The sequence below is a fragment of the Streptomyces coryli genome, assembly GCF_011044975.1.
Lineage (GTDB): Bacteria > Actinomycetota > Actinomycetes > Streptomycetales > Streptomycetaceae > Streptomyces > Streptomyces coryli.
On record NZ_JAAKZV010000123.1, the window covers coordinates 1 to 22919 of the forward strand.

Here is a 22919-nt window from a genome sequence, read left to right on the forward strand (position 1 = left end):
ACATGACACCTGAGGAGGTCGAGGCAGCCAGAAAGCCTTCGGTCGCCGAGGGGGACAAGAAGAAGTTCAAGGCGCACTTCCTCAAGCACAAGAAGCTCATCGAGGACGCGCTCGGAAAGAAGTACCAGAAGCTGAAGGAGGATGGCCCCCGCTTCCGGGAGGACATCGCCAAGGCAATCAAGGACGGCGAGTTCGAATTGGTGGGCAAGGGAACACTGAAGAAGGACGAGCCGGAAGGGTTGATCTATCGCGGCAAGGGCGTGACCGTCGTCCTGCACGAGGATGGAAGCTTCTGGACTGCCCTCGAGAGCGGCCAAGCAATGGACAAGTCCATCATTTTCACCAAGAAGGTGCCCAAGCCCAAGAAGTGACAACCCGAGCTGAAAGCACAAGGTAGGGTACGCAGAATGGGTACGCTGAAAACGGTGGAGGAAGTACTCGGTGCGTCTTCTGTCATCGATGTACTTGTCCCCGGATGGGTCGACAGAGACGATGTGGTTCCGGAGTTTCGGCCGCAACCGCAGGTGATCTGGCTGAGACTGCCCGACGGATTCCTGCGCCTGGAGGCGGTGGAGCACGCCGGGAACTTGGTAGCCCACCGAGTGACCGAGCTCTCATGGAGCGACATCCCGCTATTGGTCGCCGCCGAGGATGAGGACGACATCGGCGAGGTCTTGGTCGCCTCGTACGGAGAGCAGCTCTTCGGAGATGGAGATGGTGAGCAAGGCGCCCGTTGCGTTGAGTTGCGGGCATACGTGCGTGACGCCGACCACAGCCTCGTCTGCCTTGCCCTGGACTTCACGTATCAGCGCACAGTGTTCCTCGACCCCACGTGGACCTTCGGGATTCGCATCGGAAACGAAGCCGGTGAACAGCGATGGCTGGAAAGAGAGCGGGATGCGACTGCGATCAGCTGCGCGGTTACCCGTTTCGGAGCGGACCTCTGAATCGTTGAGTGGTGCTTGCCGAGGGCTGATCGTCCTCGACATTCACCAGGCGCTCGTCACGACGCGGAGGTTGGGCAGCCGCGGAAGCGCGGCCTCCGCCGTGGCGACGGTGAAGCTGAGCGGCTCGTCACCCGACGCTTCGACCGAGGCTCGCGTCTGCAGACCGTCCGGGGTCACCGCCCAATAAGCCGCTGGGTTGAGTCCGACCCCGGTCGAGTGGAAGACCACCGTCCGCGCGGCAGCAGCCAAAGCCGCGGCAGCCTGCGGCTCCGGAAGCGGATTGGGTACTGAGCCCCGGACGTACACGCTCACGGACAGTGCGATGTCCCCCGCCCCGAGGACCTCGCAGTCGCACAGCACAGCGGCTCCCCAGGCCCGGCTCTCCCGGCCGCTGTCCCCCACCACGACATCCACGTCGCCGGCGGGCACGCCGACAACCCGCGCCAGAGCCACCGCCAGGCCCGCGGCATCCAGCCAGTCGAGCAGCAGAAGGTCGTAGCTCAGTCCTCTCCCCTTGTCATCCACCACTGCGGCTACTCCCCTCAGGATCGGAGGGGATGACAAACAGCCCGATCACTTCGCCCATCCGCGACCTCCTCGACTCCTGCGCACGCCCAGTAGCTTCAGAAGGGTCATACCGGCGTACCGGAAAACCGATGTTGGCCCGCAGTGAAACCTCCGCCCATTGGACGGCGTCTTCTTCGAACATTCCGCGCGCGACCACACTCCCAGAGGCATAGCCTCGTCAGTCGACCAGCAGCACGAGTTTCCCGCGCACATGGCCGGCTTCGCTCACCCGGTCGGCTTCCGCGATGTCGGAGAGTGGGAAGGTCTGCGCGACCGGGAGCGAGAAGCGTCCGGCCCTGACCAAGTCGCCGATCTCGGCGAGTGCGTGGACCGCGCGGCCGGTGTCGCCACGGCTGAACCTCGCCCCGCATTCGTGCGCTCCGGTGAAGTCGGCGAGCGTGATGACGTGGTCGGCGCCGCGCCCGAGCTCGATGAGCTCGGGCAGCACGCCGCTCCCGGCAACGTCCAGAGCCAGGTCGACGCCGTCGGGGGCGAGCGCCCGAACCCGCCCAGGGAGGCCCTCGCCGTATGCGACGGACTCGGCGCCCAGCGAGCGCAGGTAGCTGTGGTTGGCGAGGCCCGCCGTGCCGATCACGCGGGCGCCGCGGGCCACGGCGAGTTGGACGGCGGTACTGCCGATGCTGCCGGAAGCTCCGTTGATGAGCACCGTGGTGTCGGCACCGACGCCGAGCTGGTCAAGTGCGCGCGTGGCTGTTTCGACAGCGGCCGGTAGGGCCGCGGCCTCGGCGAAATCCAGTGACGACGGGATCGGAGCGTCGTAGGACAGCACCGCCAGCTCGACCTGCCTCTTAGCCGAGGGTCTGCGGCAGCTCCTCATCCATCAGGCCCGCCCGCTTCTTCCAGTCGCTCGGATTGACGCCGGCAGCGCGTACAGCGACCCGGATCTGCCCGGGGCCCGGATGCGGATCGGGAAGATCCACGAGCTCAAGAACCTCGGGACCCCCGAATCGTCCGAACCAAGCTGCTTTCATCATTGATCCTGACCTCAACGGATCTGCCGTACCCAGCGTAGGTCACTGGTGTTCTAGGACATCCCGGGGATTGTTCCCACTCAATTCGGATTCGCCGGTCGGCCCGCGACACCGTCGCACAACCGGCCGATGAAGTTCTTGCACTCCGACCGCAGTCGCACTACCTGCAGGAAACCCGATAAGGCTCCGCAGTCCGACTGCGTAGTCCGTGCGGAGCACGTCATCCTTGCCCCACCTGCCCTGCTATCAGCACTCACCGACCCGCCGCACTTGTCCGGAAAATTCTTTAGATGCCCCATGAGCAACACGGCTCCTGCCGCCCCGAATGCCCGTTTCATGGCCGACCAGCGGGGAAATTGGGTCCGCCGCTGGGTCCTGGGGCCCAGGCCAAAGCGGGTGAGGTCGAGGCAGACTTCGCTTCCCGAGATGACTGCGAGTGAGCCCGAGAGGGCACGGGGGAGAGGCTGCCCGATGCTGACTGGGAATGAGCTCTGGCTACGACGCCAGCGGATGGCCGCAGACGACAGCGGCGCCGGCGCCGCGGAGTACCTGGGCACGATCGCCGTGGTGACCAGCATCGTGCTCGCGCTCCTGAACACGTCCGTCGGCGCATCCCTGCGCGATGGCCTGATGTGCCAGGTCAGCAAGCTCACTGGCGGCGAATGCGTCACTACGCAGCAGGCAGACGCACCCACCGATAAGGACCGCCAGCTCGAGCCTTCGTTCTGCGAGGCCAGCCTCGCCACGGGCACGGAGGGCGGGAGCATCGAGGGATCCTTCCTTCGATTCGGCGCCAAGGGGGGCATGGATTTCGGTTTCCAGGAATCGACTCGCATCAAGAACGAAGACAAGAACAATGACGGCAAGAAGGATAAAGAGGTCCGGTTCACCTTCACCGACAAAGGATCACTGGAAGGTAACGTCGGCCTGAAGAAACCGGGCATCTCGGTGGGTAAGTCCGCCAGGACGAAGGTCGAACTCGCCGCAGGCATCTCGGCAACGGCCGGCGACACCTGGATCTTCAACAGCGAAGACGAAGCCAAGAAGTTCCGGGATGACCTCAAGAAGCTGAATAATCTGGAGCGGATCACCAGCGTTCCCGGTGTGAACGTGGTGTCCGAGATGGGCAGTTGGATCGACGTCGGCCCAGAAGCCGAAGAGGACAAGCTGCGCGACTACCTGAAGGAGCGGATCGGCGACAAGGCCCTGTCCTCATACACGCTCGGCGGGGAGCTCAGCGGGCAGGCAGGCCTCGAGGCCGGGCCCGGTCAGGGCGACCTTGCGGAGAGCAAGCGGGATCGCAAGAAGTCTTACGACGAGCGTGAGGACGGCGACGAGTACACCGACGGCTTCAGTATCGAAGGTGGCCTCAAGGGCAAGATGGCCAATGACGTCACTTACACACGCGACCACAAGAACGGCAAGAACATCTACACCTTCCAGGGCAGCGTCGAAGGCTCTGCCGACGGCAAGGCCGAGGTCGGCATGGGAGCCGGCAAGGGCAAGGGAAAGGTGGAAGTCGGTGGTGAAGTCGGAGGCGAGATCAAGGGAGCTCGCACCGGGGCGTACACGGTCATCGAAGACGACAAGGGTAATATCACCAACATCATCATGACCCAGACCGTGGAAACGGGACGAAATGGGCACGCCAAGGGCGGGGCCAAGGTCGGGGAGAAAGACATCGGCGGCGGCAAGTACGGCAGCAAGGACCCCACGACCGACGTCGAGGTCATCACGAACTCGCTGGAGTTCAAGCCGGGCGAGCTCTCCGGCAGCGAGGCCAACAAGATCCGTGCGATGCTGCTCACCACCGGCTCCGCGCAGGGCATGAGGTACATGTTTGAGAATCCTGCCGTCACGAAGGATCCTGGCAAGGATGATCCGCTTGGCCAGCTGTTCTACCAGAAGGGCAAGACCAGTCGGAACAACTACTCCAATGTGTCCAATACCGACGAATTCAACTTGGACCTCGACATTGGCGTAGCGAGTATCGGCGGGTCCCGCACGTCGGCTTCGGATAAGCGAACGCTGGAGAAGTCGGAGTTCCTAGGAGCCCCGGAGCCCGACGGTACGCGCAGCTACCGTCCGTCGAGCTACTGTATTACGAAGTAAGTAAACGTAAGGAGTGTCCGATGAAGTCACGCCCCTCCCACCGACGTGCGCTGCTGCCAGTGGCATTGCTGGCATGCGCCGCACTGGCGGCCGGCTGCAAGGGCGGCGAATCGGACGGCGCCAAGGAGGAGTCGGCCACCCCCAAGGGATGGAAGTCCCTCAAGGGGCCCACGGTCTCCCTCGCCTACCCACCCGCCTGGAAGGCGCAGAGCAAGGAAGAGCGCGCCGAAGGTAACGACGCCTTTGCCTACAACCGTAAGAACGGGCTGTATGTGTCGTCTGTCTCTATTCAGAGCGATTTCGCGAAGGTCAGCGACGCCGATGAGGCCGCCGGAGTCGTCCGCGCCGGCGCGATGACCAGCACCACGGTCAAGGACGGCATCAAGAAGGTAAAGGTCCAGGGGGCGGAGGCGAGGCGGACCGACCTTTACTACACGTCCTCGGGGAAGAACCAGACGGCACCCAAGGGCTCACGGATGAACGGCGTGATCATCGCCGGCGTCGACTCCAAGAAGAAGATCTTCTCGGTTCGCATCGATGCCCAGCAGGGCACCTTGAGCACGCCGGATCTAAACAAGATCATCAAGAGCATCAAGGTCAAGTGAGTTCGCTGGGGCTGGCCCTCCCACGGGAGATTCCGCCCCTGCTGAGAGTGAGAGGCAGTAGGACGTGACGCACTACGGGTCCGGAGGGCAGTCCGCGTATGGAGGGACGGCGGAGCGCCCCCGCTTCGCCAACTTCATGCTGCCCTGGGGCGTCGGCCTCGTCAGCAACATCGTTCTCCAGGCCATGCTGGCGTACGTGCTGTGGGAGGTCATCGCCGGGGACGATGTGACCCGGTTCAACGGCACCGGCACGTCGCTGCTGCTCATCCAGCTTCCCTCGGCCATCTGCTTCGCGCTGGCCACCTGGCTGGCAGCCACCGTGCACCGCCCGCCCTCCCGGGACTCCGCGCTCCGCCACTGCATCGCGGCCTTCACCCCCGCCGTGCTGCTACAGCTTCTCGTGTGGGCCGGCCAGGGCAGCGACCTGACGACCGCCAGCTTCCTGGCTCAGGTGGCCGTGCTTACGGTGGGGTCCACCGTCGGCTTCCTCCTGGACCGACTCCGCACCCGATAGGCCAGACGGCAGGACTCTTCATGGACTCAATGACCATCACGATCATCGGCGGTGTCGCCCTCCTCGCAATCTTCGCGGTTGCGCAGACCCTCCCCCGCCTACGTGCGGCCCGGGCCGGCGCCACCACCGAGGCACGCTGCTTCCGGGTCACCCAGGGACGCAACGCTCGGGGCGACAAAGCGCGGGTATGGCACCAGTTCGAGTTCACGACCACCACCGGCGCCCGAGCCGAGTTCGGCATCACCCGGAACCGGCAGGTGTACGGAGAGGGGTCGCGGGTGCAGGTCATGTACGACCCGAAGAACCCGAGCAAGACCGCCTCGCTGGCCGCGAGCCGCAGCGAGATTCGTAGTGATGTGCTGCGGATGGTTCTGGTGTTGGGTGGATTCCTCGCTTTTGCACTGATGCTGCACAATTACGGCTGAGGTCTGCAGAGCATGTGTTAGCGGACTTGCGTACCGCAGAGAAACCTCAGATGCAGGTCACACCGGTCCGCGGAAAACGAGGAGGCGGTGACGCATGGCCTGGTGGGCGTTGTCGAGAAGTCGGTGATCCACGAGGTCCCTAAAAGAACCAGGAGAAAGAACTCCCCTCCCACCCGCCTGTCAACCTCGCGCCAATTCCACACTCCATCGGGCGACTTGGGGGTGGGGCGGGCTTCCGCTGGGGCTAAGCTCGCCGCGACAACCCGAAACTGACTCGGCCCCCGCAGGGACTAGCGATCCCAGGCGAGGGCCTGACCGTCCAGGAAGCAGAACCTTCCCGATGGCTGATCCGAATTCTAGCGCGCCCAAGCGCGCCTCCGCAGAGTTCCCGTCGTCCGGCGTCCACCACGTCCGGGTACCGCTCACCGAGAACTTCACTGTCCTCGCCAACAACCTGCTCCAGCGCACCGGCAGCGCTGTGACGGTGGGCGTCGCCGCGTACATCCTCTCCGTCCCCGAAGGCACGCCGATCACGATCGCGGCGCTGTGCAAGCACTTCTCGGAGGGCGAGATCCGCATCGCGCGGGCGCTGCGCGAGCTGGAAGACGAGGGGTGGCTCGAGCGCCGCTTAGAGCGGACGGCCAGCGGCCGCGTCTCGACGAGGACCTTCGCCTACAGCACGCCGGACTCAGGCCTGACACTCGAACTTACGGCGCAGCCACAGGGCGGTACGAGGCCCGCCGGCGCCCCGGCGGCCGACGCGCCGGAGCCGCCCACAACAGTGGCTGCGGCGGAGGCAACGGAGGTCAGGCCTGCCGCCGAGGACTCACCTCCGATCACAGCGCCGCGCGCGCCGGCACCTGACCCGCGCGCCTTCGACTTCCTCGGCCGACTCCACCACCACGACCACCGCCTGCGCTTCTCCGAAGCGGAGACGACAATTCTGGCGCGAGGCGTCACGGAATGGCTCGCCAGGGACGTCTCGCTCAACGAGATCGAGACCGCACTCACCGGCGACCTCCCTCGCCACCTGACCCACCGCCCCGCCCGCATCATCGCCCACCGCCTGGCCACCCTCTTGCCGCCACCGGAAACCCACGGCCCACCACGACCAGGCCCCCTCCCCTGGCAGGACTGCGGCGGCTGCGACCGCCCCTTCCGCGCGAAGGAGCCAGGCAGCTGTCGCGATTGCCGCGAACAGGCGTTTCCTCAGCTGAGTGCAGCCGCATGAGTGCCGCACCCTGCCATCACGATCACATCCGAGGTACTGTGGATGTCATGGAGTCCGCGTACGAAGACGTGCCCTTCAGTCAGCTGCTGCATCACCCCGCAGCCACCGCACAGCGTCTCGAGGGAATGCGCGGACTGCGCCTGAAACGCCGGGACGCTCAGGATCTGGCCTTGATCCGCGCTGACCAGATGGAGCAGGACGCCACTGTCGTCGATTTCACCGCCCGCCTCCTCGCTGGCCTGGTCCGGACAGGGAATCTGGACACCATCCGGCAGCTTCTGCCCGATGCGCTTCCCTGGTCGGTCTTCCTGCCCGACGAAGACGTGGAAACCATGCTCGCCGAGCTCGCCGATACCGCGCGTGGAGCGGCGGCGCTGGAGAACCTGAGCCCGATCGCACTCCTCCTGGCCCAATGGCAGCACTCAGCTGAGGTTTACGCCGACCCTGCCCTCCACGCCACAATCACACGCGAACCGGAAGGCGACCTCGGGCCTGTCACCGAACCAAGGCCCGTTACGTGAGCCCCAAACGAGGTGACCGGGCAGCACCACCACCAGTCGGAGACGAGTACGACCTCCGCTTCGCGAACACCGAGGCCGCTACCGGATGGGAACACTTGGCACGCCATGCCGATACCGGCCTTCGCCGTGCCTACGACAGGATCCGCTCTACCCCACAGGCAACAGACTCTCCGCATCGCCATCACCGACTCAGAGGAAATCTGGGAATCGCTGAGTGGAAGGGGCGGAGCATGGAGCGGTGGCAGTACGAGGTCACAGGCGGCGGCCGCATCTGGTATCTCATCGACGTCGACGAGCGCACTGTGTGGATCACGTACGCGGGCACCGGCCACCCCAAGGCAACCGACTGACTGAGGCGCCCGAGGTTTCCTGGGCAGTGCCCCACCCGGGATCTTCGGAGCAAGCCGCCCACCGTCGCCATCACGCGTCAGCCCAACCGAATGCGCTCCAGCTGGCTGCGTACCATCCCATACCTCCAGCTCTCAGACGGCTGCAGGCGATGCAGCTCGTCAAAGAAATGGATGCCGGCTTCCCGCAACGCTCCCAGCAACTCCGCCGCAGGCGCCGACGCCGTGGCATCACCGCACGAGATAACCATGTAGGTGCCGTGTCGACGGAGCGCGAGTTCGGTCGGCTGGTCCGGGAACTGCGTGCGAGCACAGTCGCGGGTTTGCACCGTAACGAGCATGCTCGCGATGTAGGCCCAGAGCTGGTCGACGAGGTCCCAGTTCTCCTCGCCCATTACAGCCTGCCCGAAGACGGTGATGCTGATATAGCCCTCGACGTAGTCCGGGTCATCGGGTGGTCCGGCAGTCTCAGCCAACGGGGCATAGCTGCCGTTCTTATTCCACAGGAAGGACACGACCTCTACCATGTCCGTCCTCTCACTCAATAATCGGGCGCAGCTCCCGCCCGCCCTCGGATGCAACCCCGCTCTGCAGCCAGTAGCAAACGTTTCCATCCGTGGGTCCCAGGGCCCAAAGTCAAGCCAAAATCCCTCGCATTACGACTGGACGATCACAAGCACAACCAGGCGGGCACATCGGATCAAGTCCGCTCCACACCACTTACGGCGATCTCCACGACTTCACCGCTGCCCAGTACCACTCGAAGGTGGCAACCTTGATGTCGTACGACCTGAGCCGCCACCCATTGGGTGGCGGCTCAGGTCTCTGTACGAACGGCGGTTGCTGGTACCCCGTCGGGCTGGCTACTGACTGCGTGGGAAGGAGATCTCCACGCGGCGGTTCTTCTTCCGGCCCTCTTCGGTGTTGTTGGAGGCGATCGGGTAGTCCTCGCTGTAGCCACGGACTTGGTACGTGATATCGGCGCCGAGCGCGTCACCCAGCTGCTTCTGCACCGCCTGGGCGCGCTGCTTGGACAGCGTCTTCCCATGGCCGTATGAGCCGAGGTTGTCGGTGAAGCCGAACACGTTGACCTTCGTGGCGTTCTGCTTCTTGATCTCCTCCGCGATGGCCTCGATCCGGCCAAGCGCCTTGCTGTTCAGCTTGGCGCTGTCCTTGGGGAAGAGGACCTCGGCCTGGAGCGCGAACTTAATCTTCTCGTTGGTGTCCTCGCGGCGTTCCTCGCCGCCTTCCGACTCAACGATCGACTTGATGTCCAGGATCTTCGACTTGTCGAGCGGGGCATCGCCGGGCAGCTTCAGGTCCGAGTCGTCCTCGTCCACTTCAGGGGCCGAGGAACCCTGTTCCTTGAAGCTCGTCGGGGCAGGTGCGGCCGTTACCGGTCCCGCGAAAGTCACTCCGGAGGCCAGGAAGCCGATGGCGAGTGCGGTCACGGCCAGGCCTTTACCCCGGGAGGGATGTGGGGTGGTCTTCACTACGAGCACCCCTCAGTCCGAGATCTTGACGGTCGTGACGCCCACGGTCGGCACATCCAGATCAACTTCGGTGGTGGAACTGGGCGGGGCGGGGAACTGGCCGTAGAACCTCGTCGACTTCTTGGGCTCAATACCGCCACCGAGAACCGAACAGAGGCAGTTGGCTTCCGTATCCCGCAGAAGGAAGTAGCGCTTCTTCTCCTTCTTATCAACGAGTGTGAGCCCAGCGACCGTTACTTCTCCTGAACTTCCGAGCTCCTCATCTTGGGTAGTCCATTCCTCCGTCGTGATCGTTTCACTACTGGAGTTCTTGAGCTTACCCTTCAGCGTGAGGAACCCGCCGCTGTCGCGCGTCAGAGAGTTGATCTCCACGGTCAGGCCTTTGTCACCCTTGATCGTGGCGATGATCTCGTCAGTCTGGGCCTGCGAGTTGGCCGAGTCGGCTCCCTTTCCACCCGACTTCTGCTCTGACGAGTTCTTCTTGTCGTCAGCAGGCTTGTCCTCGTCGCCCCCACAGCTGGAGACTCCGATCAGGACCGTGGTGGCGACAGCAAGCGCGCAAGCCCCTCGACGGAACTTCGCTGCGGTCCAGAGACTCATTGGTTGATCCTTACCCTCTCTTTTACTGTCAGTCGTCCAGGTGGACGGCGAAGAGATCCTCCGGTCCGGGAAGATCGATACCCGGCTTGTCACCGAGCTCCCAGTCCTTGTCGTCGTCGCACACCAGCTTGCCGCGCGCCTTCTTGCCCTCGCCCGTCTTCTCGAACTTGCAGCGAGGCTCAATCACGGCAGTCGCAGTTGCTTCTGCGTATTCATTCTCGGTCCCCGGAAGGAGGGACTTGCCTACCGGTTCCTTGGCTCGCACCTCAATGGTGAACCCATCTTCCGGCAATCCGAGGCGGTCGCAGCCGGCGTCACCATCACCGTCAAGGTCTACGACATTGGCACCGTTCTGGGCTGCAAAGCGCCCGGCTTCCGCGCACGCGAAGCCGACCTTGACGCCATCGCCATTGAAGAAGTCTTCCCAGAAGTCCGGGTCGAGGAGTTTCTCGCCAAGGCCCTCAAGACCGAGCTGATCACGCGCATCCTGCGCAGCAGCAAGCGCCGCGGCGTCCGCAGCGCTTTGCGCTTCGTTCCTCGAAGCAGAGGCTTGACCAACAGCAAAGTAGAGAAACGCGAGAACGAGCAGGCTCGCCACCACTGTGATGTAGATGGCGAAAGCCTGCCCGGAGTCTCGTGACCTGCGAGTCACTTCTTCTCGGTGATCTTCTTGACCTGGTCCATGATGCCGGTCCGAATCGTGGCGCCAACCTGCGTCTTCATGAGCGCCAGGATGATGATCACGGCCACCGCGATGACGCCGAGGTACTCGACCGCGCCCTGGCCCTTGTCCGCGCGGTTCTTCAGGTCCATGCGCTTGTGCAGCTTCCGCACGGCGGTCTGCGACCAGTCGGTCACGCGAATCTGGGTGTTGACCGAGGCCTTCAGCATGGTGTTGTTCATTCTCGTCCCCTCCGAGTCCGGCCGGCCATAGGTCGGCCGACACATACGTCTTTGTGTCGCTCGCCGCGCTGTCGGCCTCCCGATGGCCGGTCTCGCTGGCGACACCAGAAACGTACTGCTCGGCGGAGCCTTTTCCAGAGGGCCCCAGGGCCCAACCGCGGGCCCAAAGTGCGCTTTGGGCCCTGCAGCCCAATGCCTGGGCCCGCCTCGCCCACGGCCCATGGCAGGGCCCCGGAGCTGCCTTTGCCTCGCTTATGTGGTCAGCCATGCCTGACTGTGCCCCCTCCACTGCCGCGAGCGGTGCCAAGCCAGATGGCGATGGCTTCGCTACGGTTTGCAGCATGCAACTTCGTGAAGATCCGGTTGATGTGGTTCTTCACCGTCTTCTCGCTGATGAAGCAGGTCGCGGCGATCTGCTGGTTGCTCAGACCCGTCGCAATCAGCTCCATCACCTCAACCTCCCTCTGACTCATGCCGTACCCCTCGCGGTCGGGCAGACCTTGCGGCGCCCGCTCTACGGGTGCCTGCCATACCCTCGGTGGCTCAGACGAAGACCCTGCCACACTTGGTTGCGGTTGCGAAGGGGTTTCGAGCGATGTGGTCGAACCCTGTCCCAGTCCATCCGGCAGGAGAGCGGGCCCAGAGCGGGCATCATGCCTGAAGTGCGCAAGGAGCGCATTTGCTGCTGTGGGCGTGAAACGGGACCGGCCCTGCTTGATATCACCCACTGCAGCGACGAGTTCATCCGCGGTGAACTCACCATGGACGAGGTAGCCCTCGGCCCCCCTGCGTAGCGCCTCCTGCACGATCTCGCTCTCGCGGGAGTAGGTCAGCATCATCACGGGCGCGACCTGCACTAGGTGCGGCAATGCGGACAAACCGTCGACGCCGGGCATGCGGACGTCCAGCAGGATGACGTCCGGCTGGTGCTCGACCGCCGCCGTGTACGCCTCGCGGCCATCGGCTGCCTCGGCTACGACGTCGATGTCATACCGGCCGTTCAGAAGCGCGGTTAGCCCCGCCCGCACCACGGGGTTGTCGTCAGCGACGACGACGCGCAATGCCGCGGGGGTGGCGGGGGGGTCGAGTTCCGGGAACGCGCCTGCTCGCTGCGGGTAGGTCGGTGGGGGGCCGTCACTGGGCATGGTGCGTCCTCCTCTCAGCGGATTGTGGGTAGGTGGGGACTGCGGTTGCGCTGTGCGGTGCGTATGCCATGGGTGGCCAGCTGGTCACCGCGGCAACAGGGAGATCGAGTCGGACTTCCGTTCCGGTGCTGGCCCGGCCCTTGCCGATCCTGATGCGGGCACCGATGCTGGCTGCCCGTTCCACCATGCCAACCAGGCCGAAGTGGCCGGCCTTTCGCAGCTGTTCCATGTCCACGTCGCGTGGCAGGCCCTTGCCGTTGTCGATGACGCTGACCCGGAGCATGTCGCCGACGATTCCGGCGCTGACCGAGACGGCGTCTGCCTCGGCATGACGTGCGGAGTTCTCCATTGACTCGGAGACGATCGTGAGCAATTGGCGTGCCACCGGGTAGGGAATGGTCGGCACGGTCGTGCTGCTCCCGGCCGTGCTGGCCGATGCCAGTGGGCGCATGTCCGCGCTAAGCTTGTGGCGGCGGTCGAAGTCGGCGACCCGTGCCTCAAGCTCCTCCATGAGCTGGACACCGCCCTCCGAGTCCGTCTGCCTCCGGAGGTCTGCGAGGATCTCACGGGACTCGGCCGCGGCCTTGCGAGCGGAACGGGAAACCAAAGCCGCCTGGCCTTTCAGTACCTCGGGTTCGAGCCTGTCCGCGGAGGCCACGAGGCCATCTGCCGCCAGTGCCACGCCGTGGAGGGTCTTCGCGACGGAGTCGTGCATCTCCCGGGCAAGTCGGTTCCTTTCGGCCTCCACGGCGGATCCGACGGCGAGGCGCGCACGAGCCTCGGTAAGTGCCTGACTGGCTGCACCGATGCGCAGCACCAGGTTGCGCAATGCCACACCCACGGCGCCTGTTATCAGGCAGAGGCCCGGGAAGGTGATCTGGTCGGAAGACGTGGACGCCAGGTCTGTTGTGGACGCGTACACGATGACGAACAGCAGCCCCTGCAGCACGGCGAACGCGGCAGCGCCCCGCCATCCGTACACCACGCCCGCCAAGAGGGGGGTACAGATCGCCACGTAGGCGAGCGTTGATCCAGGGGTCGCGGTGATGAGCAGCAAGCCGCTCAGCATCATGTCGCCAGCAAGGACGGCCGGATGCCGCAGTAGGAAGGGTCCAAACCGCTCCCAGTCACGGAAGAGCGCGTACGAGATCATGATGGTTGCAAGAACCGCGGCGGCCACCAACCAGGTCGGGAAACCGGGTGCGGCGCCCTCCAGCGCCATAGGGGCAGCGAGCACGATCATCGCCAGCCTGAACACGAAGATCTGCCTGCAGAGCGCCTGCATGGCGTTTGCCTGCAGTTGCACGCCCTGGGGCGACTCGACTGCCGGGACCGCCTGGGCATCGTCGGCCGCGACGGCCCAGGCCGCACTTCGCGCAGGTTCGTGCTGCGCCGACCGACGTGGTGTCATCGCGAGCTCCTTACTCTCCCGTGACGGCGCCGAAGTCCATTTCGGACCCCAGCAGCAGACCGGCCATAAGCAAGATCAGGGTGCCGGGCAGCATGAACGTCGTGACGATCAGCGTGGCCTTCGGGACCGCCTTGGCCGCCTTCCTCCGTGCGTTCTGCGCGTCCGTACGACGCATGTCCGTGGCGATGGCGATCAGGGTGTCGACGATGGGTGCACCCAACTCCTCGCCCTGCTGCAGCGCCGTGACGAACATCGCCACCTGCTCCGAGTCATTGCGCTTGCGCAACTCGTCGAAGGCCTGGCGCCGGCTGACGCCCATCTCCATCTGCCGGAGAGCAATCCGGATTTCGTCCGCCCACGGGCCGGTGTACTTCACCGACACCCGCTCGAGTCCCTGCCGGAACCCGAGACCGGACGAGACCACGACGGCGAGGACGTCCAGGAAATCCGGCAGAGTGCGCTCGATGTCCTCTTTGCGCTTCTTGATCGCAGCCCACAGGCCGACCTCAACCCAGAACAGCGCGAAGGCCACGAGGAGGAGTGCGATGAGGAGTTCACCCTCGGTAGCCATGACAAAGGCAGCGAGGCCGCCGAAGATTCCGTAGGTGGCTCGGCGCGCGGCATAGCGGTCGACGGTTAGCCCACCGGGGTTTCCCGCACGGTCGATTTGGCGGCGCTTCTTGTCCACCCGCTTGGCACCCATCAGCCGCAGCACCAGCGGAGCGAAGCGCATGCCGATCCGGTCGATGACCGATCCCATGGCCGTTGTGCGCGTCGAGCCGATTTCGAAGGCGACCGCCAGGTCGGAAGGCACCTTGGCCTCGGCCCGGTAAGTGCGGACCCCCTTGAAAACCCCGAGGACACCCAGGCCCATGGCGAAGGCGAGCAGAAAACCCATGGCCGACCCCTCAGACGTCGATCTTGCAGATGCGGCGGATGATGATGAACCCGATGGCGTAAAGGGCGATGGCGGCAATCGCCGCCGCCTGGCCGGCGAACGAGCCCGTCATCTTGTCGAGTGTCCCGGCCTGGATGCTGTTGAGCATGATCAGCACGCCGAGGCCGATACTCGGAACCGCGTAGGCCGTGACGTTGGCTTGCGACAACATCGTCCGCACCTCACGACGCGTTTCCTTCCGCTCCTCCAGCGTCTCCGTGAGGTTCCGCAGCGATTCGACGACCGTGCCACCTGCCTTGTTCGACAACACCAGCGTGCTGACCAGAACCGTCAGCTCCCGAGAGGGCAGGCGCTCTGCCAGTTCGCCCAGGGCATCGTCAATGGAGTGGCCCAGTGCCAGCTTGTCGGCGACAACGCCCAACTCATCACCGGCCGGGGCCTCCATTTCGTCGGCCGCCATACTCAGCGCCGTACGGAGAGCCAGTCCCGCGCGCGTGGCATTGGCAAGCACTCGCGAAAGCTCGGGAAGTTGCGCGATGAAGCGCTCAATCCGCTTCTGCCGCTGCCAGCTCAGGTAGGCGAACGCGCCCCACAGGGCGACGAGGCCGAAGATCGGGCCGAAGAAAGACGCAAGTACCGATGAGGCAACGAGCCACAGGCCGACGACGCCAGCCACCATGTAGACGAAGAACTCACCAACCGTGAGGTCCATGCCGGTCGCGGCGATCCTCATCTCCAGCTTCTTGCCGAAGTTCGTACGCTTCAGCCGGCGGTCGACGCCGCGGAAGTTGCGCCGACGCCCCTTTCCAAGGTCGATCTCCCCGGTCTGGGCAAGCCGGTCGATCAGAGCTTGCCGATCGGCCTTTCCCGCCGAGAAGCTGTGTACGCCGACCACGGCCGTCAGGCCGCACAGCAGCGTGAGGCCGATGGTCAGCAGTGCAAGATTGGTCATGGCTCTACTTGGCCTCTCGAGTGGCGAGCTGGTCGTCGTACTGCGCGACACCGAAAGCGGGCGGGATGGGCTCGCTGGCCATGTACAGCCGGTCGGCCACCCGCCGCGGCAGCGGGAAGTGCTCGAACTTGCCGCGAACGATGCGGTCCTGGTCCATTGGCTGCACCGCGTAGCCGGACATCGAGGCGATCTTGTAGTCCGCGCGGCCGTGCGAGTCCAGGAACGCCATCTCCGTGATCTTTCGCGAACCGTCACCGAAGCGCGTGAGCTGCACGATGCAGTCAATGGCGCTGTTGATCTGGTCGTGCAGCGCCTCGAAGGGGATTTCCACCTCGGACATCGACGCCAGAGTCTGCATTCGCATCAACGCGTCCTCGGCGCTGTTGGCGTGGACCGTGGCGAGGGAGCCGTCGTGACCGGTGGACATGGCCTGAAGCATGTCCAAGGTCTCGCCTCCTCGGACCTCACCGACGATGATGCGGTCGGGGCGCATACGCAGGGAGTTGCGCACCAGGTCGCGGATCGTGATCTGACCCTTGCCCTCGACGTTCGGGGGGCGCGACTCGAGGGTGATGACGTGGCTCTGCTGGAGCCGGAGTTCAGCCGAGTCCTCGATAGTCACGATGCGCTCGCCGTCCGGGATCAGTCCGGAGAGGGCGTTGAGCAGCGTGGTCTTTCCAGAGCCCGTGGCGCCGGAGACGATGATGTTGAACTTTGCCCGCACCATGGAAGCCAGCAGCAGCAGCATCTGCTCGTCGAGGGAGCCGAGGCCGATCATCTCCTGCAGGGAGTATGAGCGCGGGAATCGCCGGATCGTGAGGATGGCGCCGGTCAGCGAGAGCGGCGGGATGATGACGTTGACGCGCTCGCCGGAGGGAAGGCGGGCGTCCACCATCGGATTCGACTCGTCCACGCGGCGGTTGACTGTAGACACGATGCGCTCGATCGTCTGCATGAGCTGCTCGTTGGAGGCGAAGCGCACCGGAACCTGCTCGACTCGGCCGGAGCGCTCAATGTAGACGTGGTCGGGGCCGTTGACCATGATCTCCGTGATGGAGGCGTCCTCCAGCAGCGGCTCCAGCACACCGAGGCCGAGCACCTCGTCGACCACCCGGCGGATGAGCAGCGAGCGCTCATGGGTCGACATGACCGGGCCCTCGCGACTGATGATGTGCCCGAGGACCCGTTCGAGACGGGCGCGGCGCTCGGTGGTCGCGAGCGAGGACATCTCCGCGAGGTCGATCTCTTCGAGCAGCTTCACACGGTAGACACCGACGAGGTGGGATTCCTCTTGCTGCACATTGTTCTGCTCGGGAGCGTTGAGGCGCGACCTCAGGCTCATGTCCGTAACTCCTCAGATGGTGATGCTGGTACTGCGTGGCCGTTGGCGGAGGGGCGTCAGTCGCGGGGCATGGTGACGCTCTTGTTGGCCGTACCGAAGTCGTCGACGCCCGGGATGATGGAGGGAATGGTGACCTGCGCCGTGGCAGTCACCTCCTTCGCGTTGGCGCCGCTGTAGCGGATGTCGAAGTTGGCTTTGCCGTCGTCGGCGAGCCCTCCACTCATCGCGTCAAGACCTGCTATGCGACCCGCCTCTATCCCATCGGTGCTGGCCACCCGGGCGGCCGCACGCGCACCGGTCCCCGCCTGGGACGCGGTGTACGCAACGATGCCCAGTTGGACTCCGGCGATGGCCACGAGAAGCAGGATGGGAAGGAAGCCCAGATACTCGATGGCCACCTGGCCTCTGTCCCGGCGTCGTTCGCTCCGTCGCATGGGTCAGCCCTCCTGCGCCGCACCGGCCGAGCCGGTGATCGTGAACGGGAAGTCGATCAGACCGGGAGCGAGGACCGGCACCTTCAGGTGCACTTTGACCTTCCATAGGTTCCCGGCGGACTCGGGATACGGCACCTCGGCGGGGCCTGCCCAGGCCTTCGGCAAGTCCTCGATCGCGGCCGTGCGGGCGGCTTCCTGCCGGGACTCGTACCACTCAGCGGTGGCAGCCGCGCGGGCCGCCTCGTCGGCGGAATTGCCGGCCAGGATGAAGGTGTAACCGACCAGAACCAACTGCCAGAGAACGACGAGGGTCACGAGAATGATCGGGACCATGCCCGCGAACTCGATGATCACCTGGCCACGATCGGCCTTGAGCTTCTCTCTAACATTCCAACGCCTCGGCTTACCAAGCCTCATCATCCCTCCCCAGTCGGCCGTGCCGCCTGCCCTGATGTGCCGTTCTCCACAGCCTTCTCGTTCACGTCGTCGCCCCCGCGCCGACGCTTGAACGAGATCGAGCCACGGTCGTTCTTCGCCTTGCCGCCCTTGCCCTTGGCGCCCTTGACCCCCTCCGGGGTGCCGACCAGGCCGAGTTCGCCGGCCAGGCCCCAGAGCGCCTGCTTCACCGCACTCTTCGGGTCGAGGTCCTGCAGGCGGCCGGCGTCCACCGAGGGCTGCAGCTCCTTGAAGCCGGCAGGCACCACCGATCGCGTCATACGGGTGCCGATGACTCGCTGGATGACCGGGGGCTGGATTTCGGTCTGACGGTTGTAGCGGTTGATCACCGTCACGACCTCCGGCGGCTTGCGGACCTGTAGCCGCTCCCACATGCGCACCATGCGCTTGGCTGCGCGCACGGACACCACGTCCGGCGTCGTCAGCAGCAACGAGATTTCTGCCATTTCGATGGCAGCTGCATTCGCCGAGCTCATCTGGTTGCCGGTGTCAATGATGACGACCTCATAGCGAGCGCGCAGGGCGCTGACCGTCTGCCGGGCGACGCGGTCGGAGACATCCTCCGCTCGCTCGCCCTCGCTCGGCGCCAGCAGTAGGCCGAGGCCCGTGGGATGCGTGAACACCGCCTCGGAGAGCACGCGGGACGAGATGTCGCTGATACCGGCGAGATCCGCTATCGATCTGCGGAATTTCACGTCCAGATACGAGCCCACATCGCCGGACTGGAGATCCATGTCGACCAGCGCCACGGAACGCCCAGCCGCACGCGCCGCGAGAGCAAGCTGAACAGCAGTCACGGTCGTGCCCACGCCGCCCTTGGCGCCGGTGACTGTGACCACGGTGCCGCCGGGTCCGACGAACACCTCGGCACTGGAGCCGAGATGACGTCGCACGCCCTGCGACCACTGCGCGACCGCCTGCACCCGGGCCGCCAACTCGTCGTAAGAGAGCGGCAGTCCGATCAGTCCGCGGGCGCCGGAGTCCATCGCCGCGGAGAAGAGTCCCTGGCTTGCGTTGCTCGTGACGAGAATGACCCCGCAAGCTGGGAAACGAAGCGCGACCTCCCTGACGAGCTCGAGCGCCGGTACGGGGCCGATGCGCTCGTGGATCAGCACTACTTCGGGCAGCTCTTCGAGGGACTCTCCGGCGAGCCGGGCGAGAGTGTCGATGAGCGCGGTCGAGTCCGCCACCGGAGCTGCCGGTTCGGCCTCAGGGAGCTGATTGAGCAGCGTATTAATGGCCCGGGCGGCGTCGGCGTCGCCGACAGCCGGGAGGATACGCGTAACCATCCGTTACCTCACTGGTCCTGTTCGAGCATGTACGTGCGCTCACGCTCGGGGATGGTGGAGTCGCTGCCGGGGGCAACGAGCGCAAGCCGGACGTGCTGGGCGAAGGACTCTGCGTAGGCGACGCGCTGGGCGTCGGTGGTGTCGAGGGCGAAGGTGATCGGCACGCCTTCGCCGCCGTCCTCGGTGGAACCGCTGTCGCGGTCCTCTCCCTTCTTCGGCTCCAGCGGGGTCAGCTGGCCGACGTCGATGACGCGGGCGTTGTTCACGAGAACCTTGGAGACCGAGCGCTGCACGGCGCCACCTTCACCACCTTCGCCGGCGAAAGTGGCGTAGATGTTGACCGTCGCGCCTGGGTTGATCTTTCCGGCAACACCCGTCTCGGCGTCGATCATGATCGCGATTTCCTGCTGGCCGGCCTTGAGCTCAGGACGCGCGGCGAGCATGTCGCCCTGTAGCAGCGACCCCTTCCGCAGCTGGGTAAGCGCGATCTTCCCGTTGAGGTCCTTGAGGTCCCTGACAGCCGTCTTGGAAAGCCAGCGCTTGGGCATCGAGACCTTCTCGACCATCGTTTGGTCAATGGCCTTGTACGGTGCCACATCGGACTTCAGCCGGTATGCCGAGACCTCCGGCCCCACCTTCGACTCGGCATCGCTGATCACTGACAGGACGCCTACGAAAGCGCCGAATGCGAGCAGCACTGAGAGCAGGAGGACGATTATGCCGCGGCGCTGGCGTGAGTTCATGAGCTGGGTTACCTCGTGTGATCAGGGACGACGTTGCTGCGGATTCGTGGAGCGGTAGGCACGTACTGTGCAAGGGAACTCAGTTGAGGCCCCAGTTACATGACGGCGTCAGACGGAGAACGGTTCTCCGGCGGCGCTGCCGGTGCGGAACAGAGCACACATCGATCGCCGATGACCTCCAGACCGCACCAGTGGCACTTCACCCGGGCCACGTGGTTGACCATCTGATACAAGGACCTGCCGGCCGGGATGTAAGCGGCGAACTCCACCAGTTTGGACGTTCCCCACCACACCGGGGAGTCCTTCGGCAGCACAGCCTGCTCGACATCCTGCACCTGCCATGCGGGGGCCAGATGCCGGGTCGCCCAGTCGTTCTTGAGCTGGCCGGGCGCCACCGCGAGATGCGTCAGGTATTCGGGGTTGGGCAGCTGGTCAACGCTGCCGAGCCGGATCAGCTTCGGATCCGGATTGGCCAGGGCGGCGTACTGCTTGCCCGGAGCCCAGGACTTCACGTGCGCCTTGATCGACACCGGTACGCGGTCGAGCTTGGCCACGGTGCCCAGTACGGCGCCGGCGTAGATATAACGCTGCAGCAGCCGTACGGCGGACGCGATGACTCCAGGACCGAGGTCATAGGCGGACAGCTGGCGCAGTTGTCGCACGAGCACCGCGACGCCGAGCGGTGGCAATCCGACTTCCACCGGGACGATGCGGTCGCTCTCGAGGATCGAGCGGATGGTGTGGAGGCGCTGCGCGGAAGCCGTGGTCTCCGTGGAGGAATGGATGGCGAGGAGGTATCCGTGCTGCTCTACGAGCGCGGTGACCTCGGCCAGGCCGGCTTCCAGCGACTGCTGCTCCAGCTGCAGCACGACGGGATCCCGGGTGTACTGGTCCCGCGGCGGCAGCACCAGCTCTCGACTGGTGACAGCAATAGCAATCGTCACGTGTCTTCTCCCCGTATACGGCTGGGCGGCGCCTTACGGACACCGCCGCCCCAGGCGACCTTATCCATGGCTTACGGGTGGAGAGAACCACGGATTCCACCGACCGGACAGCGCATAATGCGCACACGAGGATGAATTGGACATCTCGCCGGGTGAAACTTTGGTGACGTCAGGCTCGTTGCCCCTTAAGAGTGGGCATTCGCTGCGCTCCGTGACAGTGGTCACAGGGGCGCGCGGGAGAATTTCCCGGATTACGGCATTGACGGGGAATTGACGAGATTGACCGTCATATCCCGCCCTGAGGGTTACCCCATCAATTGAGAATGACGAACGGGTACTTACTCACCCGCGGCCGTCAGCTTCTTGATCTGCGTGTCGATCAAACCCTCGGGGAATGCCGTCTTCTTCGGGTTGAAGGGGTTGTAGGTGAGGAACATCGCGATCGTCGAGCCGGAGCGGGCGAAGGCGAAGAGCATCGGCATCTCGCTGCTCTGCCCCTCGGCCACCTCCTCGCCATCCGCGATGTCACCGACCATGGCGTACCCGATCGCCTGGTCCGTGCCCTTCGGCGCGGGCTTGGTATCGACACTGGTGAAGCTCTGCTGGTCTTCCTTCTTCTCACCCGTCGCCTCGAAGCCGTCGGAGCAGGTGCCGGCCGCGGCTTCCAGCTCGTCCATGGCCGCCTTCGCCTTAGCCTCTTCCGCGTACGACGACAGCGCGACCTGGCTACCGAGCCCCTCTTCGAGCCGATCGGCCTTCGAACCCGTCACGGCACGGCGTTCGGTCTCGTCCGCGCCGGACGGCGCCACATCATTGAGGACGTCAATCAGCGGCTGACACTCGGTACCCGAGGCGCGCATACCGCCGGAGAGGTCGATGTCGCCCGGGCCCGGCTTCATGACGGAGTAGCCCTTCAGCGAGCCGACCATGTCGGCCTTCGCCACGATGCGCTCGGTGAGCTCCGCCGGCGACAACTGCTTGCTGCCGCCCGCGCCCTGGCCACTCTCGTCGTCCGCGGCAGGAGTCTTCGACGCCTTGTCCTGCCCCGTGGCCGACGCCTTGTCGCCGCTCTCCGGGCCCTTACCACCGTCGGAGTCCGACCCGCAGCCGGCCACCGACACGGTCAGAGCCACCAGCGTGATGGATGCGACAGCTCCACGACGAACGGCCGACAGACGCACGAACACCACTCCTGAGTTTTGGCGAAGCTACCCGTGCATCATGCCTTGCCTCCCGGCACCGACGCATGGGCCCACGGGCCCAATGGCGCGGGCCCGCAGCCTGCGGCTTCCATCCGGCGACCGCGCCCCGCTCACTGTCCGCCGGAGGGCCGGCCCTCGAGATCCCTGATGTTCTGCAGCAAGTTTGTGGCCACGTCACGGGCGTTCTCACGGAAGAAGCCGGTGCGCAGGTAGAAGTCCTGTTCCGATGGCGGGAAATAGCACTCCCAGGAGAAGAGCACGGAGAACAGGATGTGCAGCTCCTCCAGCGAGAACACTGCCTCGTCCGCGTCGACGATGCGCTGCCACAGCTCCTCGAGCTTTGCCTTTTCCACGCCGGTGGCGACGCGGGTGACGAGGTCGCTCTCCTCCCGCGAGGTCATGTACTCGAGCGCCGAGAGGAAGAGTTGCCGCTGTTGCGGCCGGAAGCGAATAGCGAACCCGCTACCCGATGCCGAGACTCGAAGAATCGCCCTCACTAGTTCCTCTTGTACCTTTCCTCGTTGCCGTAGAACTTGTCCCGGGGGTATTTGTAGGCGTGGATGTTATATCCGTTATCCACGATCAGGACGCCCTTGGCGTCATCATAGGCGACGGACGAGCCCTGCTGGGTGTCCTTGTGTGTCGCCTTCCCCTTCCACTTGTTCAGGTACTCGGCGATCTTGTTCGGGTCCTGGCCGATGCCGGGAAGGTCGTGGTCGGCGGCGCCGGGCTTGCCCTCGCGGATGCGGTTCACCTGGTAATCCGTACCGTCAGCGACCTCGGTTCCGTACTTCTTGTCGAGTTCGTCGAACTTCTTGTCCGTGAGCCGGTTGTCCGGGCCGATTC

Annotated in this window: 27 protein-coding genes and 1 pseudogene; 8 read left to right on the top strand and 20 right to left on the bottom strand. The window is 64.9% G+C overall.

Annotation, left to right across the window (positions count from 1 at the left end):
• Both G5C51_RS24465 and G5C51_RS24470 read left to right on the top strand, forming a co-directional pair.
• Positions 1–371 (top strand): hypothetical protein (locus G5C51_RS24465; RefSeq protein ID WP_165240350.1); only part of this gene is annotated, 371 nt, incomplete at its 5' end.
• 36 nt (positions 372–407) lie between these two features.
• Positions 408–947 carry a hypothetical protein gene (locus tag G5C51_RS24470; RefSeq protein ID WP_165240351.1) on the top strand — a complete coding sequence of 180 codons (540 nt, stop codon included), beginning with the start codon at positions 408–410 and terminating at the stop codon, positions 945–947.
• Positions 948–989: 42 nt separating this feature from the next.
• On the opposite strand, the gene G5C51_RS24475 is transcribed toward G5C51_RS24470, so the two are convergent.
• Positions 990–1475, bottom strand: coding sequence for a hypothetical protein (locus tag G5C51_RS24475; RefSeq protein WP_165240352.1), 486 nt, complete (start codon positions 1473–1475; stop codon positions 990–992).
• A gap of 217 nt (positions 1476–1692) precedes the next feature.
• A pseudogene (locus tag G5C51_RS24480) lies at positions 1693–2506 on the bottom strand (NADP-dependent oxidoreductase).
• Between the two features lie 510 nt (positions 2507–3016).
• Between G5C51_RS24480 and G5C51_RS24485 the strand changes: the two are divergent.
• The 6 genes from G5C51_RS24485 (at position 3017) to G5C51_RS24510 (ending at position 7914) form a co-directional block, all read left to right on the top strand.
• Entirely contained in the window at positions 3017–4618 is a 1602-nt protein-coding gene (locus G5C51_RS24485) for a hypothetical protein (protein ID WP_165240353.1), read from the top strand.
• 20 nt (positions 4619–4638) lie between these two features.
• The gene (locus tag G5C51_RS24490; protein ID WP_165240354.1) at positions 4639–5223 is read left to right on the top strand and encodes a hypothetical protein; all 585 of its coding nucleotides are present in this window, start codon (positions 4639–4641) and stop codon (positions 5221–5223) included.
• Positions 5224–5287: 64 nt separating this feature from the next.
• Positions 5288–5737, top strand: coding sequence for a hypothetical protein (locus G5C51_RS24495; RefSeq protein WP_165240355.1), 450 nt, complete (start codon positions 5288–5290; stop codon positions 5735–5737).
• Between the two features lie 29 nt (positions 5738–5766).
• Positions 5767–6162 (top strand): DUF3592 domain-containing protein, encoded by a 396-nt coding sequence (locus G5C51_RS24500; protein ID WP_165240356.1) that lies wholly within the window; start codon positions 5767–5769, stop codon positions 6160–6162.
• A 340-nt stretch (positions 6163–6502) separates the two neighbouring features.
• Positions 6503–7393, top strand: coding sequence for a hypothetical protein (locus G5C51_RS24505; RefSeq protein ID WP_165240357.1), 891 nt, complete (start codon positions 6503–6505; stop codon positions 7391–7393).
• Positions 7394–7440: 47 nt separating this feature from the next.
• Complete coding sequence (locus tag G5C51_RS24510; protein ID WP_165240358.1) at positions 7441–7914, top strand: hypothetical protein; 474 nt, start codon at positions 7441–7443, stop codon at positions 7912–7914.
• Positions 7915–8341: 427 nt separating this feature from the next.
• Here G5C51_RS24510 and G5C51_RS24520 read toward each other — a convergent pair whose 3' ends face one another.
• The 18 genes from G5C51_RS24520 to G5C51_RS24605 form a co-directional block, all read right to left on the bottom strand.
• A complete protein-coding gene (locus tag G5C51_RS24520) occupies positions 8342–8776 on the bottom strand; it encodes a hypothetical protein (protein ID WP_165240360.1) in 435 nt (144 codons plus the stop codon).
• Positions 8777–9124: 348 nt separating this feature from the next.
• Positions 9125–9712 (bottom strand): OmpA family protein, encoded by a 588-nt coding sequence (locus tag G5C51_RS24525; RefSeq protein ID WP_338118291.1) that lies wholly within the window; start codon positions 9710–9712, stop codon positions 9125–9127.
• Positions 9713–9766: 54 nt separating this feature from the next.
• The gene (locus G5C51_RS24530; RefSeq protein ID WP_165240362.1) at positions 9767–10354 is read right to left on the bottom strand and encodes a hypothetical protein; all 588 of its coding nucleotides are present in this window, start codon (positions 10352–10354) and stop codon (positions 9767–9769) included.
• Positions 10355–10382: 28 nt separating this feature from the next.
• Positions 10383–11006 (bottom strand): pilus assembly protein TadG-related protein, encoded by a 624-nt coding sequence (locus G5C51_RS24535; protein WP_165240363.1) that lies wholly within the window; start codon positions 11004–11006, stop codon positions 10383–10385.
• Positions 11003–11257 (bottom strand): hypothetical protein, encoded by a 255-nt coding sequence (locus G5C51_RS24540; RefSeq protein ID WP_165240364.1) that lies wholly within the window; start codon positions 11255–11257, stop codon positions 11003–11005. The genes G5C51_RS24535 and G5C51_RS24540 overlap by 4 nt, the downstream gene beginning before the upstream one ends.
• Before the next feature lie 260 nt (positions 11258–11517).
• Positions 11518–12402, bottom strand: a complete 885-nt coding sequence (locus G5C51_RS24545; RefSeq protein ID WP_165240365.1) for a response regulator — start codon at positions 12400–12402, stop codon at positions 11518–11520.
• Positions 12392–13813, bottom strand: a complete 1422-nt coding sequence (locus tag G5C51_RS24550) for a sensor histidine kinase (protein ID WP_165240366.1) — start codon at positions 13811–13813, stop codon at positions 12392–12394. Before G5C51_RS24550 ends, G5C51_RS24545 begins: the two co-directional genes overlap by 11 nt.
• 10 nt (positions 13814–13823) lie before the next feature.
• Positions 13824–14711, bottom strand: coding sequence for a DUF5936 domain-containing protein (locus tag G5C51_RS24555; protein ID WP_165240367.1), 888 nt, complete (start codon positions 14709–14711; stop codon positions 13824–13826).
• 10 nt (positions 14712–14721) lie between these two features.
• Positions 14722–15663 (bottom strand): type II secretion system F family protein, encoded by a 942-nt coding sequence (locus G5C51_RS24560; protein WP_165240368.1) that lies wholly within the window; start codon positions 15661–15663, stop codon positions 14722–14724.
• Positions 15664–15667: 4 nt separating this feature from the next.
• The gene (locus G5C51_RS24565; RefSeq protein ID WP_165240369.1) at positions 15668–17005 is read right to left on the bottom strand and encodes a TadA family conjugal transfer-associated ATPase; all 1338 of its coding nucleotides are present in this window, start codon (positions 17003–17005) and stop codon (positions 15668–15670) included.
• A 56-nt stretch (positions 17006–17061) separates the two neighbouring features.
• Positions 17062–17439, bottom strand: coding sequence for a TadE/TadG family type IV pilus assembly protein (locus tag G5C51_RS24570; protein WP_165240370.1), 378 nt, complete (start codon positions 17437–17439; stop codon positions 17062–17064).
• Positions 17440–17442: 3 nt separating this feature from the next.
• Positions 17443–17793, bottom strand: coding sequence for a pilus assembly protein (locus G5C51_RS24575; RefSeq protein WP_338118293.1), 351 nt, complete (start codon positions 17791–17793; stop codon positions 17443–17445).
• 62 nt (positions 17794–17855) lie between these two features.
• Positions 17856–19184, bottom strand: a complete 1329-nt coding sequence (locus G5C51_RS24580) for a CpaE/TadZ family protein (protein WP_165240372.1) — start codon at positions 19182–19184, stop codon at positions 17856–17858.
• A gap of 8 nt (positions 19185–19192) precedes the next feature.
• Positions 19193–19927: a Flp pilus assembly protein CpaB gene (gene cpaB, locus G5C51_RS24585; protein ID WP_165240373.1), complete on the bottom strand. Its 735-nt coding sequence runs from the start codon at positions 19925–19927 to the stop codon at positions 19193–19195.
• Positions 19928–20022: 95 nt separating this feature from the next.
• On the bottom strand, positions 20023–20871 hold the full coding sequence (locus G5C51_RS24590) for a hypothetical protein (protein ID WP_165240374.1): 849 nt from the start codon (positions 20869–20871) through the stop codon (positions 20023–20025).
• Between the two features lie 338 nt (positions 20872–21209).
• Positions 21210–22058: a hypothetical protein gene (locus G5C51_RS24595; RefSeq protein WP_165240375.1), complete on the bottom strand. Its 849-nt coding sequence runs from the start codon at positions 22056–22058 to the stop codon at positions 21210–21212.
• Between the two features lie 125 nt (positions 22059–22183).
• On the bottom strand, positions 22184–22474 hold the full coding sequence (locus tag G5C51_RS24600; RefSeq protein ID WP_165240376.1) for a hypothetical protein: 291 nt from the start codon (positions 22472–22474) through the stop codon (positions 22184–22186).
• Positions 22475–22569: 95 nt separating this feature from the next.
• Positions 22570–22919, bottom strand: a 350-nt coding sequence (locus tag G5C51_RS24605) for a hypothetical protein (RefSeq protein WP_165240377.1), incomplete at its 5' end; no start/stop codon positions are given.

What these genes read in the sequence shown, in the direction of transcription:
- G5C51_RS24580 (WP_165240372.1), bottom strand. Translation starts at nt 19,184, where the DNA reads ATGGTTACGCGTATCCTCCCGGCTGTCGGCGACGCCGACGCCGCCCGG.
- G5C51_RS24540 (WP_165240364.1), bottom strand. Translation starts at nt 11,257, where the DNA reads ATGAACAACACCATGCTGAAGGCCTCGGTCAACACCCAGATTCGCGTG.
- G5C51_RS24560 (WP_165240368.1), bottom strand. Translation starts at nt 15,663, where the DNA reads ATGACCAATCTTGCACTGCTGACCATCGGCCTCACGCTGCTGTGCGGC.
- G5C51_RS24570 (WP_165240370.1), bottom strand. Translation starts at nt 17,439, where the DNA reads ATGCGACGGAGCGAACGACGCCGGGACAGAGGCCAGGTGGCCATCGAG.
- G5C51_RS24505 (WP_165240357.1), top strand. Translation starts at nt 6,503, where the DNA reads ATGGCTGATCCGAATTCTAGCGCGCCCAAGCGCGCCTCCGCAGAGTTC.
- G5C51_RS24490 (WP_165240354.1), top strand. Translation starts at nt 4,639, where the DNA reads ATGAAGTCACGCCCCTCCCACCGACGTGCGCTGCTGCCAGTGGCATTG.
- G5C51_RS24555 (WP_165240367.1), bottom strand. Translation starts at nt 14,711, where the DNA reads ATGGGTTTTCTGCTCGCCTTCGCCATGGGCCTGGGTGTCCTCGGGGTT.
- G5C51_RS24500 (WP_165240356.1), top strand. Translation starts at nt 5,767, where the DNA reads ATGACCATCACGATCATCGGCGGTGTCGCCCTCCTCGCAATCTTCGCG.
- G5C51_RS24510 (WP_165240358.1), top strand. Translation starts at nt 7,441, where the DNA reads ATGGAGTCCGCGTACGAAGACGTGCCCTTCAGTCAGCTGCTGCATCAC.
- cpaB (WP_165240373.1), bottom strand. Translation starts at nt 19,927, where the DNA reads ATGAACTCACGCCAGCGCCGCGGCATAATCGTCCTCCTGCTCTCAGTG.
- G5C51_RS24530 (WP_165240362.1), bottom strand. Translation starts at nt 10,354, where the DNA reads ATGAGTCTCTGGACCGCAGCGAAGTTCCGTCGAGGGGCTTGCGCGCTT.
- G5C51_RS24550 (WP_165240366.1), bottom strand. Translation starts at nt 13,813, where the DNA reads ATGACACCACGTCGGTCGGCGCAGCACGAACCTGCGCGAAGTGCGGCC.
- G5C51_RS24600 (WP_165240376.1), bottom strand. Translation starts at nt 22,474, where the DNA reads ATGACCTCGCGGGAGGAGAGCGACCTCGTCACCCGCGTCGCCACCGGC.
- G5C51_RS24545 (WP_165240365.1), bottom strand. Translation starts at nt 12,402, where the DNA reads ATGCCCAGTGACGGCCCCCCACCGACCTACCCGCAGCGAGCAGGCGCG.
- G5C51_RS24470 (WP_165240351.1), top strand. Translation starts at nt 408, where the DNA reads ATGGGTACGCTGAAAACGGTGGAGGAAGTACTCGGTGCGTCTTCTGTC.
- G5C51_RS24565 (WP_165240369.1), bottom strand. Translation starts at nt 17,005, where the DNA reads ATGAGCCTGAGGTCGCGCCTCAACGCTCCCGAGCAGAACAATGTGCAG.
- G5C51_RS24485 (WP_165240353.1), top strand. Translation starts at nt 3,017, where the DNA reads ATGGCCGCAGACGACAGCGGCGCCGGCGCCGCGGAGTACCTGGGCACG.